This is a genomic window from Stenotrophomonas sp. STEN020 (assembly GCF_056760195.1).
Map to the genome: position 1 here is coordinate 45,344 of NZ_JBRREI010000019.1, position 14,181 is coordinate 59,524.

Genomic DNA, 14,181 nt, shown 5'->3' on the forward strand with positions numbered 1-14,181 from the left:
TGCTGTTGCGCCTGCAGCGGCCAGTCGCTGCCTCCGGCAGGCCTTAGATCAGGTCCACCCGTACCGTATCCTGCACCAGCAACTCGGCATCCAGACCAGAGTGCTGATAGACAACATACGAGACGCCGCCGATGGACTGTTTACCCATCGATGCCCAGTCGCCCAGATCCGGGCCGCCAACACCGAGCAGATCATCCAGCTTGACCACGTCACCAGCATTGCCCTTCACCATCATCTGCACCGTCTGCTTTGCGCCTTGATGGAACAGGTCAACCTGGCCATTGGCCAATACATCCTGCAGTGACAGGCTCAAGCTGTTGTTGCCGTTACCGGTGATATCGATGATTTCGATGGAATCGACCCTGTCTTTCAACGCCGCCAGATCCAACGTCTGATTGGCGCCAGTGAGCTTGAGCGTATCCACGCCTGCGCCACCGGAAACACCGCCGCTGCCGGTAGCCGTCAGGTTGGCGACATTGGCCAGCGAGAACACGTTGTCCTCGTCACCGCCATAGTAGGTGCCAGCCTTGCCATCGATCGTCTGGTTGGTGAGCACGTTGAGCTCGCTGCTGCCGCCACGTATCTGGAAGTCATCCAGCCCAATCCAGTCCCACGAACCAATACCCGTGTAACCCGGCACCTTGTAGCCGGTGCTCACCACCATGTACGAGAAGTCCTGCCCGGCCGGCGCCTTGAACGAAGCATTCAAGGAGTTCGGCCAATACGCTGACAGCGACAACTGCCCAACCAACGCACCACTGGCCGTGTAGAATTTGACCACGGAGGGATCGAAGTAGCCAGTCTGCAGGTTGGTCACCAGGAACTTGAGCTCGGAAACCGGGCCTTCGGTGAAATCGATGCGGGTGCGCCCGGTGACGCCGATCTTCATGCCGGTATAGACCGCGGGATCGTAGCTGGTCAGCCCGGTGATCGCGTCAGGTATCTGCCAGACATCATGATCGACCTCGGAAGTGATCCGCAGCCCGTTGTAGGTCGTGCTTTTGCCGCTACTGAGGTTTACGTAGCCGGCGTTGTTGAAATCGATAAGCTTGTTGTCGCCCATGTCGCGGTACTTCGAGCTGTTGCCTGCCTTGTCGATGATCGCGGCCATGACGTCGCCGCTGGCGACAGCGAATCCTGGGTAAACCCGCACGCTTCCCGCCGCCACATCCTTGACGGTCAGCGCCTGATCAAAGCGCTGTCCATTCAACACAACACTGACGATGTCACCAGCAGACACGGCCGCTGTCTTGAATGCCACCGTCAGGTAGGAACCGTCGACGCTGAGCTTGGTTGGTGCATCCGGGGCCAAGGTATCGAGGAATACAGCTCGCGATTCCACTTCGCCACTGCGGCCGGCATCATTCACCACCATGGTCTGGATAGACCAGTTGCCGCTGTGGCTGTTGTTGTCCTGCGCGGCCCAGCTGAGACCATCCACCGACGCCACGCTCCAGCTCACGCCACCGTCGGTGGACACCAACAGGCGTTCATCTGCAGCCAGTTGCGCGCTGAGCGAACCCTGCATCAGGCGCCCGGCGCCGCCATCATTGGTAAGCCAATCGCTGCTGCTCACGCCCCAGTCCTTGCCCATCGCGGTGACGGTGGCAATCTGCGTGGGCACCGCTGCCTTGACCACGATGATGTGCTTCTCCGAATGGTCGGAGGCATTGCCGGCCTGGTCGGTCATCACCACTTCAAACTCGTGCTGACCATCAGCAAGCTCGGCATCCGGAGTAAACACCCAGCTGCCGTCGTCGGCGACCAGCGTCTCACCAATCACCCGACCATTGTCGATGATGGTGACGGTAGCACCTGCCTCGCCCTTGCCCGACAGCGTGGGCGTATTGTCATCCGTGCCACCGCCATTGCTGATCGCGCCGGTTTGCGGCCCAACATCATCCAGCACCTCGCTTATTGACGGCGCGTCTGGCGCGACCTTGTCAACGAAGATGACGTACGGTTCGGACAGATCGCTGACATCGCCGTCGTCGGATTCGTGCAGGATGGTGATGCTGTGCCTGCCATCAGACAACGGAAATGTCGGTGTGAACGTCCACACACCATTCGCTGCCACCCGAACACGTCCCAGCAGTTCGGAACCATCATAGATATGGATGAGATCACCGGGATTGCCTTTGCCGGTGATCTCCGGGCGACCATCATCGGTATAGCCACCGTTGCCGATATCACCCGTCCTGCTGCCCTGATCGTCGATGATCGCCTCGATCACAGGGACGCTGCCTCCGGCATACACATCGAGATGTTTGAACTTCGCCGTCTGCGGGATCTGGCCGTAACTCACTGCGTTCACTTGTTGTCTCCATTGACTTGAATAGGCCGTGCAACTGGGTTGCAGCAGCTGTGCACCTGACCCCAGAACTGAGCCTGTGGGTCATGGCGCTATCTGCACGCGCACGGCGGCGCGCCCTCCGGCGCTATTGCTGGAGTTCGTTGCCGACAAACGCGTGTCTGATGCCGCGTGGTTGATCAAAGCAACGTATAGACGTCTGCCCTAGCCACTCGTCGTAGCGCTCCAATCAAGGGTTTGGAGCGCTCTACCCTGGCGCATTGAATCGCCATCTTGATGGTGTCTGCTACATGGCCATCAAACGACCGTGCAGCGCGCCAAACGCTTTCAGGTCCCGATCAAGGCCGCGTGCCGTAGCACCCGTCCAAGCCTGGCGCACCGCTACATGGCGGGCGTCCCTTCATTTTTCAAAGACGGCAACAAGTCTCCCTGCTGGCGTGAAGCGCATTGGCGGCGCAAGCAATCAATGCAGCACACATGGGGGATTATCGGCAGCTGCCTTGGGGAGCAACATGGGAATCAGCTTGAAACCACACCCATGTTTTGCGTTGAAAACGCACAGATTCGTCAGCGAAACTAGTTGTCGCCAAACGTTGGAAATTCGCTTCATTTGGTTTCACTCCAGAAATCACAACAGCGGCCAAACGCGGTCCTGCGTGTCCACGCGCCTCACTTGCTTCCACTGATCGCCTCGCTCCTGACAAACCAGGACGGACAACGCCAGCATCCTGCTGCTCATCCCCCACCCCGACGACGGTTGGCAGCCGATGCGCCAAAGGCGAGGGCTACGCTCGTCAGACTCGATCAGCCACCCTTCCGCAGCGCAGCTACGGACGCCGACGCGGCCGGCGACAGATTTCGGCCGTTTTCAGCACTTCACTGGCCACTCGCAAAGTTCCCCGTTCTTCACCTTAATTTATGTACTGGTCAGTTTTATATTCAGGGTGGATTCCGTCGGCTAACGGATAATTCACAACTATCGAACGGCCACAGATTCAGGCCGTAACGATCAAGACCAATAACGAGGTAATGCCGAAATGAAGACTTCTTTGATCGCTTTGGGCCTGCTGGCCGCCCTGCCGTTCGCCGCTTCGGCTGCCGATGGCCTGTCCTACAACTATGTGGAAGGCGGCTATGTGAACACCGATACCAAGGGCGGCGACGCCGACGGTTTTGCGGTGAAGGGCTCGGTCGCGGTACATCCGAACTTCCATGTGTTCGGTGAGTACAACGCGCAGGAAACCGACAAGAGCAAGGTTGACGTGGACCAGTGGCGCCTGGGTGTTGGCTACAACTACACCGTGGCCCCGAACACCGACCTGCTGGCCCGTGCGGCCTACCAGAAGCTGGATCTCGAGTACGGCCCGAAGTTCAGCGGCTACAGCGCTGAAGTCGGCGTGCGCACTGCCTTCACCCAGAACATCGAGGGCTACGCCCTGGCCGGTTACGAGAACTACAGCAAGAAGCGTGGCTACGATCCGGACGGCGAGTTCTACGGCCGCGTTGGCGCCACCGCCAAGTTCAACCCGAACTGGGGCCTGACCGGCGAAGTGAAGCTGGCCAAGGCTGGCGACAAGGAATGGTTCGTCGGCCCGCGTTTCAGCTGGTAAGCGACAAAGCAACAAGTAACAGATAGCGGTGTTGTATGGCGCGTGACCTCTCTCCCACGCGCCGCTGGAAGCCCGGTCCTCCCCCGACCGGGCTTCTTTTTTTTTGGGCGGCGCCCGCCGGTAGTGCCGAGCCATGCTCGGCAGGGGCTTTACCAGCGAAAGCTGCCCTCACCCCAACCCTCTCCCGCAAGCGGGAGAGGGGCTAAAGCGGTAGTGCCGAGCCATGCTCGGCAGAAGCTTCACCGGTAGAGCCCCTGCCGAGCATGGCTCAGCACTACAGGACGCGCAAAAAAGCCCGGCATTGCCGGGCTTCTTCGTCAAACTTCGCTCATCCTTACTTGAACAGCGTGTCCGGGTATTCCGGCTTCTGCTCACGGGCCAGCAGCTGCTGCAGGCCTTCGGATGGGCTGAGTTCGCCGTGCAGTACCGACTGCACTGCCTTGGAGATCGGCAGGTCAATGCCGTGCCGGTCAGCCTGACGCATGACTTCATCGGCGGTCTGCACCGATTCCACCACTTGGCCGATTTCCTTCACCGCATCGGGCAGGCTCTGGCCGCGGCCAAGCGCCAGACCCAGGCGACGGTTGCGCGACAGGTCGCCGGTACTGGTCAGCACCAGATCGCCAAGGCCGGCCAGACCCATCAGGGTTTCTGGCTTGCCACCGATGGCAGCCGCCAGCCGCAGCATTTCATTGAGGCCGCGGGTGATCAGGCCAGCGCGGGCGTTCAGGCCCAGCTGCATGCCATCGGCTACGCCGGTAGCTACCGCCAGCACATTCTTCATCGCCCCGCCCAACTCGGCACCGACCATGTCGTCGCCGGTATAGGCGCGGAATGCCGGACCGTGCATGGCGTCGGCCACCTGCTGGGAGAATGCGTCGTCATCGCCGTGGACGGTGATCGCGGTGGGCAGGCCCAGGGTGACTTCCTTGGCGAAGGACGGGCCGGTAACGACGGCCAACGGCACGTCCGGGCCCAGCACTTCACGCGCTACTTCATGCAGGAAACGGCCTGAGCCGGGCTCGAAGCCCTTGGTCGCCCAAGCCACACCTGCCCCGGCCGGCCGCAGCGGCGCCAGCGCGCGCACGGTTTCGGCAAAGGCATGCGAAGGCACCACCACCAGGATCCAGTCTGCCCCGGCAACGGTGGCAGCCAGGTCGGTGCTGGCGCGCAAGGATTCTGGCAAGGGAATCCCCGGCAGATACCGGGGATTCTCATGACGCTGATCAATCGCCTCGATTACCGCTGCATCACGTCCCCACAGCACGGTCGTATGACCGTGCCGGGCCAACAGTGTGGCCAGCGCGGTGCCCCAGGAGCCCGCGCCGACTACGGCGATCTTTTCTGCGTCGTTCGTACTCATACTGAAGCGCAGACGCCGATCAGGCGTTGCCAGCCGGCTCGGAGTCGGCCAGCGACGGCTCGCCCTGCTGCTGACGCTGACGCAGGGTTTCGGCGTACAGGCCTTCAAAGTTGATCGGCTGCAGGTAGAACGGCGGGAAGCCGCCAGCCTGGATCAGGTCCGACACCATCGAACGCACGTACGGGAACAGGATGTTCGGGCACTGGGTGCCGAGCAGCACGTCGATTGCCTGCGGCTCCAGGCCGATCAGGCCGAACACGCCAGCCTGCTCAACTTCGGCCACATAGGCAGTCTTGTCACCGGCCTTGCAGGTCAGGGTCACGCCCAGCACCACTTCGAAAGCGGTGTCGGACAGGCGCTGCACCTTCTGGTTCAGGTTCAGCTGCAGATCCGGCTGCACGTTCTCGTTGAAGATGACCGGGGAGTTCGGCGACTCGAACGAAACGTCCTTGACGTAGATCTTCTCGATGGTGAAAGCCGGGCCGTTGGCGGATTCGTCGGCCGGGACTACGCCGTTGGTGTTCTCTTCGGACATTGCTCAAGACTCCAGAACAGATTGTTCATTGAATGGGATTAGTACAAGACCAGCGATGGGGGCGGTTGCCCACCTACACAAGCCCTGACTGAAAATTTGCTGACTCAGTTGCGGCCTTTGACCAACAGCAGATCTGCTGCCTGCCATGCCGGCAAACCGCCATCGAGCACATAAACCTGCTCATAACCGGCTTTTTTCAGCGTTTTTGCTGCTGTTGCCGAGGCATTGCCGGTACGGCACAGCAGTACCACCGGGCTCTGCTTGGCGTTGGCCAGCAGCTTGTGCGCGGGGGTCAACTGTGCCGGCTGCACATTGCGGCTACCGGCAATATGGCCCTTATCGAAGTCGGCGGCAGCCGACAGATCGATCACGGTCGCACCGCCGGCATTGATCATATGGGTCAATTCGGACGGCTTGAGCGACTTGTAGCCACGGAACAGGCGGGCGATCTCGGTGGCAATGATGGCCACCGTCAGGCCGACCAGGGCCAGCGACAGCATCGGATTTCGGCCGGCGAAGGCCAGCAACTCTTCGTAATTCACTCAGGTCACGGGTCGATAAGAGGGCAGGGATTGTCGCACAGCCGGTGAAAATGCAACCAATGCCTCATTGGCCCTGCCAGAAGTCCGGTAAACCGGCTGCCTGCCACCAGCGCTTGGCCTCCGGATCCCAGCGCCAGCGCTCGTTGACGATGACCTTGCGCTCGGCTTGGGTATTGCGGTTGATCACGCCCATTTCGACGCGACGCTCGATGCTGCCATCGGCACCGGTGCCGCCCGAACGCTCGCGGTAGCTGGACACCTGCACCTGCCGGTAGCGCTCACGCTGCAGGTCGGTGATCGGATGCTGCTGCAGGTACAGCGGGTCGATGAACTCTTCCGCCTTGTCGAAATCGCCCCAGCGCACGGCCGCGACATAGGCATCCTGGGTCGGCAACAACTTGCTGCGTTGGGACCGGCTCGGCCCTTCTGCCTGGGCTGCACCGGCCACCAGCAACAGGGCGACGACAACGGACTGGAACAGGTTTCGGTACATGCAGGCCCCCTCGGTGATGGCCGATCTTAGCCTTTGCCGAAGGCAACGAAGCGCCCTTCGAATTCGGCCGCGCCACCTTCGATCGCCGACCGTACCGTCACCCGCGCACGGCCGCGCTTGCTGAACGTGGTCAGAAAATCATCCCAATCCTGGTCCGGTGCCAGCCGCGCGGTCGCCAGCAGGTCACCATAAACAGGCGCGCGGTAGCGGATGTTGCTGTCGGCCACGTAGACCTCGGCCTGCTTGCCGGCCAAACCCAGGCGCATGCTGACCAGCGCCCAGCCCGACAGTGTCATCACCGACGCCAGACTGCCACCGAAGGCATTGCCCTTGTCGTTGATGTTGACGTCCAGCGGCGCCTGCATGCGCAGCACGCCATTGTCGTAGCCGGCGATGTGGATGCCCATCGCCGCAACCGGCGGCATTGCGGAGAGAGTGCGCTGAAGGTTTTCCAGCAACACGGGGTCATCAAAATGTTCGGACATGGACGCGCACGCAAAACGGAAAGCGCCCGCATAATGCATGGAATGAACCGCCCCGCCTATGTGCCAGCCGACACGGTCTGGCATCTCATCTCGATGCGTCCGCAAGGGCAGCACGACACCTTGCGCAGCGCAGCTGCGCGTTTGGGTGCACGTACGCTGGCGTTGTCACCCTGGCGGCTGCAGATGCGCACCGACGAGGCCACCCGCGAGCAGCTGAACGCAGCCAGCGAATACGATCGTCTGGTGTTCACCAGCCCTGCTGCCGCCGAAGCCGCTGCGCGGCTGTTGCCGTTGGCCGAGCTTCGTGCAGGCAGCCTGATAGCTGTCGGTGAAGGCACCGCTCGCGCCTTGCGCCGCCGTGGCGCAACCAGCGTGCAGGCGCCGACGCGGATGGACAGCGAGGGCCTGCTGGCCTTGCCCGCCATGCAGCACCTGCACGGCCTGCGTGTGGCCTTGGTCACCGCGCCAGGTGGCCGTGGGGTGATTGCCGCACAGGTGCGCGAACGTGGCGCCAAGCTGCAACGCATCGATGTCTACGAACGGGTGCCGTTGCCGGTCAGCAAGGCCACCATTGCCCGCTTGCAGGCGCTGTCCACGCCTTATGTTGTGGCGATCAGCAGCGGCGAAGCACTGCAGACGGTGTTGCCGTATCTGCCACCGGACCTGCTGCAGCGCTGGCAGCAGGCCGCAGCGGTCGCCGCCAGCGCGCGGCTGGCCGAACTTGCCACCGAACTTGGCTTCCGCAACGTCAGCATCGCCACCGGGCCCCTGCCTGCACAGCTGGCCAGCGCCGCCCACGCCGCACTTTTCCCGGCCGCAGGCTGAGCGCATCCACAAAGGCGACTTGCAGGCATGCAGCGCGCGGGCGATGCTTTGCCTGCACCAACAGCGTGGTCACCCTTGTGTCGTGGCCATGCCCGCCAAGGATGTTGCCCCCCGATGAATGAAGACGTCGCACCCGCTCAACCGCGCCGCCCGCTGCGCTGGCTCCTGCCGCTGATCGCCATCGCCGCGCTTGGCGCTGCCGGCTGGTTTGGCTGGCACAGCTGGCAGACCCGCCAGCAGCAGGCCGACCTGGCCCGCGACAGCGCAACCCAGCAACTGACCGCCATGCAGCAGGGGCTGGAAGCCCTGCGCCGCGACCAGCGCGCCAATGCCCGCAGCATCCAGGACGCCGCCGCCACCAACCGCGTGCTGCGCGATGAAGTGCTGGGGCTGAGCCAGCGCAACGCACTGCTGGAAGAAAACCTCGCCCAGCTGGCCGACAGTTCGCGCCAGGGCGCGCAGGCCGTGCGCCGCGAGGAGGCCGAACTGCTGCTCAACCAGGCCCAGCAGCGGCTGACCTTTGCCGGTGATCTGGACGGTGCGCGTCGCCTATATGCATTGGCCGCCAGCGCACTGGAAGGCATCGACAGCCCCGACTACCTCAACCTGCGCCAGGCCTTGATCCAGGAGCGCAATGCGCTGGATGCGCTTGGCCCCGGCGTGCGCGCCCGCACCGCTGCACAGCTTGAACAGTGGTCCGCTGAACTGGAACGCCTGCCCGAACACCTGCAGCTGCCAGCCGACAGCCAGCAGCCATGGTGGCAGCAGATGCTGTCGCCGCTGGTGCAGATCCGCCCGGCCGACGGCAAGGTACTGGTTGCCCGCTCCGAGCGCATCGCCGCCAACGATTCGTTGCAGATCGAGCTGAGCCTGGCCCGCGCCGCCCTCGAGCGCGGCGACGACAAGGCCTGGCAGCAGGCACTGGACCGTGTCGACGGCTGGCTGCAACGGCTGTGGCCGGATTCACCACAACGCCAGCAGCGGCGCCACGAACTGCGCGAGATGCGCGGCGTGGAACTGCGCCCCAACCTGCCCGAGCTTGGCAGCACCCTGCAGCAACTGCGCAGTACACGCGCCGCCAAGGACGCACCATGAAGGCTTTCCGCTCCCTGTTGCTGGTGTTGCTGGTCGCCGCTGCCGGCATCTTTGGTGCGCAGTGGCTGGGCCAGGACTCGGTACGCGCCCTGGGCGAAGTGATCGTCCGTGCTGGCAACCACGACTACATCGCCACCTTGCCGCAGGCCGCGTTGGCGGTGCTGATCGCCGCCTTGCTGGTATGGCTGCTGTGGTCGCTGATCAGCACCCCGTTCCGGGCCTGGGCACGGCATCGCCGCAAGCAGGGCCGCGCACGTCTGATCGATGGCCTGCAGGCACTGGATAACGGCCAATGGCAGCGCGCCGAAAAACTGCTGCAGAGCGCCGCAACCGAGAAAGCCGTACGCCCGATCGCCCTGGTCGCCGCGATGCGCGCGGCTGAAGCACGCGAGGACAACAGCAGCGCCGGCCAACACCTGCAACAGTTGGCCGAAGCCGATCCACACCTGCACGCCCTGCACAGCGCCGAGCGCTGGTTGCAGCTGGACAAGCCGTTGGAGGCGATCAACGCGCTGGACCTGCCGGCCCTGCAACCGCTGCCGCCACGCGGCTTGTGGTTGCATACCGAGGCATTGCAACGCGCCGGTCGCGCCGAGGAGGCGTACGGCCAATTGGGTGCATTACGCCAGCAGCAGGTGCTGCCACCAAGCGCCGTTGCCGGACTGGAAACCACGCTCGCCCTGCAGATGCTCGACGAAGCCAGCGACGTCAATACGCTTGCTGCACGCTGGGAAGTGCTGCCCAAGTCGCTGCGGGTCAGCCCGCAGGCGGTGGCGCGCTACGCACAGCGCGCGGTTGCATTGAACTGGACCGATGTCGCCCTGCGCAGCATCGAGCAGACCCTCGACAGCCACTGGGACGAAGCGCTGGTCAGCCTGTACACGCAGCTGCCGGTGGAGAAATTCGATTCTCGCCGCGCCAGCGCACAACGCTGGCTGCAGTCGCATCCCAACAGCCCAGCCCTGCTGCTGGGTTTGGCGCGCCTGGCCGCTGGTCAAGGCCAATGGGCGCAAGCCGAGGAGTTCCTGCACCGCGCCATCGCCCAGGATGCCGGTGCGGACGCCTGGGAAGCCTTGGGCGAGGTGTTTGCCGCACAGGATGAGCAGGCGCTGGCAAACCAATGCCTGCTCAATGCTGTGCGCGAACGCCGCGGCCAGCCCGTACAACCGATCCAACGCCGCAACCTGCACCAGCAGATACAGGACCAGGCGGTGGCCGAGGAACGAGACGCCCATGGCTTCCCGCGTTTGCCGGGTTGAGTCTCTAGAATTCAACCCCCGCATTGCCAATCGACATGATGAAAATACCCCCAGATATCCACGAACGCGTAGCGGAGCTGGCCGCAGAAATCGTCAATGCCGGGCAGGCAGACGATCGTCGCTCCAGCTGGGCTCTGTACGAGGAGCTCAGTAGCTATTGTGAAGCGGTCGCCGCCGATGGGCGCGACCACCCCTTCCTATGGGAAACCCTGGCCGACTTCACCGCCGATGACCATGCCGCCATCGCGCTCTACCAACGCGCCCTGCCACTGGCCGTTGCTGCCAGCGCCAACGAATACAGTGCTTCCATCTGCCTTGCACTGGCCGAACGCTACTCCAATCTAGACGCAACGGAAGCAGCCCGTGACCACGCCCTGCAGGCGGATGCATTTGCGTGTGTCACTGACGACCTGCCGCTGCGTCAGGCCATCAGTCAGTTCTTGCTGGACCACTCACAGACGCCCAGCGAAGACTGAACGATCCACGCCGGCACGCATGTGCGGGCCGGCGTGATTGTGGCCGTCAGCTAGTCGCGGCGATACGGATAACGTGGCAGGCGCGCCAAGAACGCCGGCGATACCCCGCGATACACAGCCAAGGACACATCGATCTTCTTGGGCTTGAGTATCTGCATACCGATCAGGCCCCACAGCACCAGCACCAGAAACGTCAGTATCCCCAGGCCGATCGCCGCGCCACTGTCGAACAGAAAACAGCCAAACAGCGGCACCAGCGATGCCCACGCCATCAGGATGAAATTCAGCCGCCGCTTGCGGTGCGCCGAACACAGACCAACCTGATGCACCGCTGTCTTGCGCACTGCCAGTGCGGCAATCAGATAGACCAGGAAGTGCAGCAGGATCAGCAGATACATCCACGGCGAATGCCAGTAGAACTTGCGCTGGCGGTACTCCAGCGCCGGTTTCCCGCACTTGACGCAGTAACGCGGCAGATCGCTATGCGGCCGCGCCAGCAGCTGATCACCATCGCGCCAGCAGGTCCCGTTGTCCGGGCTGGTGTTGGCAAGCGGCGGCGGCAAGGCCTCCGGCGCGGCATACGGGTTGAACTCATCCATTCGCCACCTCCCCTGTGAGATCCCAACGGGCCGCCTCCCGAGCGAACCGCAGCTACGCCGCAGGCGTGGCAGCGCCGTATGCGGCTGCACAATCCGTCGGCGAAACGGCGCTCAGAACACCGCCCAATGAACACACCGCCAGCTACGCCGCTCAGCGCCGCCCTTGTTTTGGCTTGACGTCGCTCGCATCGTCACTGGCAGCTGCATCCTCAGCCAATCCCGCCGCATAGGCTGCATCTGCTGCTGCGGCTGCAGCGGCAGCTGCCGCATCGGCAGCAGTGCGGGCTGCGGCTTCCGCCGCCTCCGGCGAAATCGGGCCCGCTGCCGTCTCCTCGACCGGCGGCGGTGCATTCGCATCCACCGCCATGGTATTCATCGCGCTGTTGTCGGCGATCAGCTGCAGCTGCTGTGCAATTTCGGCGACGTATTGGCGGCGCGTGCGTTCGCGATTCTGCGCAAGCACCAGCCGCTCCGGCAGCGGCTGCAGGCGCTCGAAACGAGCGCGCGCGGCATCGAAGCGCGACAACCTGCGTTCCCATTCGCCCAACAGCATCTGGCAGTACAGCCAGGACTCATCGCGTTCGGCAGCGGCGCGCGCATCCGGACATTGCTGGGCAACTGCCGCCGATGCCGCCTGCACATAACGCGGGTATTGCTCCGGCGATGCCTGCCAGGTCGCGCTCTGCAGCACCCCGGCACGGTCTTTCAGCGGCGCATCGACTGCCTCGAACAAGCGCGCCAGCAACCAGTAGCTGGTTTCCGTGCCGCGCATGCGCTGGTACTCGTCGCTTTCGACCACCGCCGTCAGGCGCTTGATCTCGTCAGCGCTGTAGTCGTCCTTGTAGATGACGAAGCCATTGCCAGGACAGGACACCAGCGGCCAGGGCGATTGGATGGCGCCATGCAAGCGGCCATCGAGGAAGTGGCCGAACGCCGTGCCCGAACCCATTTCCTGCGCACTGAAGCGCTCACCGCCAATCGGGCAGACATGCTCGACTTTCATGAAAGTCATCGCAGCAGCCGGTGCTGCCCACCCTGCCAACAGCACAGCCAAACCGATCGCGATGCGCTTCATGCTCTACCCCCGTCCTTTGGTGAGCAGACAATAGGGGGCCCGGGCCGGGCCCCGCAAGGGCCCTGTAGTGCCGACCCATGGTCGGCAAGGGGCATTCTGACAGGGCGTTGTAGTGCCGACCCATGGTCGGCAGGAGCATTACCGGTAAGGCCTCTGCCGAGCATGGCTCGGCACTACAGAACTACATCAACGCTCGACGATGGCGACCACGCCCATGCCGCCGGCGGTGCAGATCGACACCAGTGCACGACCGCCGCCGCGGGCAGCCAGTTCCTTGGCCACGGTGCCGATGATGCGGGCGCCGGTGGCGGCGAACGGATGGCCGGTGGCCAGCGAGGAACCCAGCGGGTTGATCTTGGCCGGATCGATACGGCCCAGCGCGGCATCCAGGCCCAGACGGTTGCGGCAGTAGTCCTCGCTTTCCCAGGCGCTCAGCGTGCACAGCACCTGCGCGGCGAAGGCTTCGTGGATTTCGTAGATATCGAAATCCTGCAGGGTCAGACCATTGCGCTTGAGCATTTCCGGCACAGCGGTGGTCGGCGCCATCAGCAGGCCTTCGCCATGCACAAAGTCCACTGCTGAAACCTGCGAATCACGCAGATAGGCCAGCGGCTCATGGCCGTGCGCGCGTGCCCATTCCTCGCTCGCCAACAGCACCGCAGCGGCGCCATCGGTCAGCGGGGTGGAATTGGCGGCGGTCAGGGTGCCGCGACCAGAAACCTTGTCGAAGGCCGGCTTCAAGGTGGCCAGCTTCTCCAGCGAGGTATCCGGGCGCAGCACGTTGTCGCGCTCGACGCCGCGGAACGGTGCGATCAGGTCACTGAAGAAACCGCGCTCGTACGCGGCAGCCAGCTTCTTGTGCGAAGACACTGCCCACTCGTCCTGCGCTTCACGCGAGATGTTCCATTCCTTGGCCATGTCCTCGCAGTGGTCGCCCATGCTCTTGCCGGTGCGCGGCTCGGCCACGCCGGGGAACTCGGGCTTGAGCTCGGAGAACTTGAAGCCCTTGAGCAGGGTGCGGATCTTGTCGCCGGTGCTCTTGGCCCGGTTGGCGGCCAGCAGACGCGCGCGCAGCTTCTTGCCGTAGACGATCGGCACGTCGGAGGTGGTATCCGAACCGCCGCCGATGCCGGATTCGATCTGCCCCAGGGCGATCTTGTTGGCGACGGTGATGATGCTGTCCAGCGAGGTACCACAGGCACGTTGCAGGGTGATGCCCGGGGTCAGCGGCGACAGGCCGGACGACAGTGCGGCCTCGCGGCCCAGGTTCCAGTCGCTGGGATGCTTGATCACCGCGCCCATCGCGACTTCGCCCAACTGCTGGCCGTGCAGACCAAACCGTTCAACAAGTGCCCCAAGCGTACGGACCGACATGCCGAGATTGCCAACGTCCGAATAAGCGGTGTTCTGACGGCAGAACGGAATGCGGACACCACCGAGGATGGCGACGGGACGAGCGCTGGGCATGCGGGTACCTGACATGGGAAAGAGTGTTCAAAGTGGCCTGCACGCG

At 63.5% G+C, this 14,181-nt stretch carries 14 protein-coding genes; 5 read left to right on the forward strand and 9 right to left on the reverse strand.

Annotated elements, in window-relative coordinates:
• Nucleotides 1-43: 43 nt before the first annotated feature.
• Nucleotides 44-2,314, reverse strand: coding sequence for an Ig-like domain-containing protein (locus ACVOLZ_RS10245; RefSeq protein WP_481516035.1), 2,271 nt, complete (start codon nt 2,312-2,314; stop codon nt 44-46).
• A 1,034-nt stretch (nt 2,315-3,348) separates the two neighbouring features.
• Between ACVOLZ_RS10245 and ACVOLZ_RS10250 the strand changes: the two genes are divergently transcribed.
• Nucleotides 3,349-3,921 (forward strand): OmpO family porin, encoded by a 573-nt coding sequence (locus ACVOLZ_RS10250; RefSeq protein WP_481516036.1) that lies wholly within the window; start codon nt 3,349-3,351, stop codon nt 3,919-3,921.
• Nucleotides 3,922-4,255: 334 nt separating this feature from the next.
• On the opposite strand, the gene ACVOLZ_RS10255 is transcribed toward ACVOLZ_RS10250, so the two are convergent.
• The 5 genes from ACVOLZ_RS10255 to ACVOLZ_RS10275 form a co-directional block, all read right to left on the reverse strand.
• Nucleotides 4,256-5,284 (reverse strand): NAD(P)H-dependent glycerol-3-phosphate dehydrogenase, encoded by a 1,029-nt coding sequence (locus ACVOLZ_RS10255; RefSeq protein ID WP_481508654.1) that lies wholly within the window; start codon nt 5,282-5,284, stop codon nt 4,256-4,258.
• Between the two features lie 19 nt (nt 5,285-5,303).
• Nucleotides 5,304-5,819 (reverse strand): protein-export chaperone SecB, encoded by a 516-nt coding sequence (gene secB / locus ACVOLZ_RS10260; RefSeq protein ID WP_481508655.1) that lies wholly within the window; start codon nt 5,817-5,819, stop codon nt 5,304-5,306.
• A 104-nt stretch (nt 5,820-5,923) separates the two neighbouring features.
• The gene (locus tag ACVOLZ_RS10265) at nt 5,924-6,361 is read right to left on the reverse strand and encodes a rhodanese-like domain-containing protein (protein ID WP_481516037.1); all 438 of its coding nucleotides are present in this window, start codon (nt 6,359-6,361) and stop codon (nt 5,924-5,926) included.
• A gap of 64 nt (nt 6,362-6,425) precedes the next feature.
• Entirely contained in the window at nt 6,426-6,854 is a 429-nt protein-coding gene (locus ACVOLZ_RS10270) for a hypothetical protein (protein ID WP_481516038.1), read from the reverse strand.
• Between the two features lie 26 nt (nt 6,855-6,880).
• A complete protein-coding gene (locus tag ACVOLZ_RS10275) occupies nt 6,881-7,339 on the reverse strand; it encodes a YiiD C-terminal domain-containing protein (RefSeq protein WP_481516039.1) in 459 nt (152 codons plus the stop codon).
• A 42-nt stretch (nt 7,340-7,381) separates the two neighbouring features.
• On the opposite strand from ACVOLZ_RS10275, the gene ACVOLZ_RS10280 reads away from it, so the two are divergent.
• From ACVOLZ_RS10280 to ACVOLZ_RS10295, 4 genes are all read left to right on the forward strand, one after another.
• Nucleotides 7,382-8,164 (forward strand): uroporphyrinogen-III synthase, encoded by a 783-nt coding sequence (locus ACVOLZ_RS10280; RefSeq protein ID WP_481516040.1) that lies wholly within the window; start codon nt 7,382-7,384, stop codon nt 8,162-8,164.
• 114 nt (nt 8,165-8,278) lie between these two features.
• Nucleotides 8,279-9,259, forward strand: coding sequence for a uroporphyrinogen-III C-methyltransferase (locus ACVOLZ_RS10285; RefSeq protein ID WP_481516041.1), 981 nt, complete (start codon nt 8,279-8,281; stop codon nt 9,257-9,259).
• Nucleotides 9,256-10,518 (forward strand): heme biosynthesis HemY N-terminal domain-containing protein, encoded by a 1,263-nt coding sequence (locus ACVOLZ_RS10290; RefSeq protein ID WP_481516042.1) that lies wholly within the window; start codon nt 9,256-9,258, stop codon nt 10,516-10,518. Before ACVOLZ_RS10285 ends, ACVOLZ_RS10290 begins: the two co-directional genes overlap by 4 nt.
• A 38-nt stretch (nt 10,519-10,556) precedes the next feature.
• On the forward strand, nt 10,557-10,994 hold the full coding sequence (locus ACVOLZ_RS10295; protein ID WP_481516043.1) for a hypothetical protein: 438 nt from the start codon (nt 10,557-10,559) through the stop codon (nt 10,992-10,994).
• A 50-nt stretch (nt 10,995-11,044) separates the two neighbouring features.
• Here ACVOLZ_RS10295 and ACVOLZ_RS10300 read toward each other — a convergent pair whose 3' ends face one another.
• The 3 genes from ACVOLZ_RS10300 to ACVOLZ_RS10310 form a co-directional block, all read right to left on the reverse strand.
• Nucleotides 11,045-11,593 carry a hypothetical protein gene (locus ACVOLZ_RS10300; protein ID WP_481516044.1) on the reverse strand — a complete coding sequence of 183 codons (549 nt, stop codon included), beginning with the start codon at nt 11,591-11,593 and terminating at the stop codon, nt 11,045-11,047.
• A gap of 151 nt (nt 11,594-11,744) precedes the next feature.
• Nucleotides 11,745-12,668, reverse strand: coding sequence for a hypothetical protein (locus ACVOLZ_RS10305; protein ID WP_481516045.1), 924 nt, complete (start codon nt 12,666-12,668; stop codon nt 11,745-11,747).
• 186 nt (nt 12,669-12,854) lie between these two features.
• The gene (locus ACVOLZ_RS10310; protein ID WP_481516046.1) at nt 12,855-14,150 is read right to left on the reverse strand and encodes an acetyl-CoA C-acetyltransferase; all 1,296 of its coding nucleotides are present in this window, start codon (nt 14,148-14,150) and stop codon (nt 12,855-12,857) included.
• Nucleotides 14,151-14,181 lie beyond the last annotated feature (31 nt).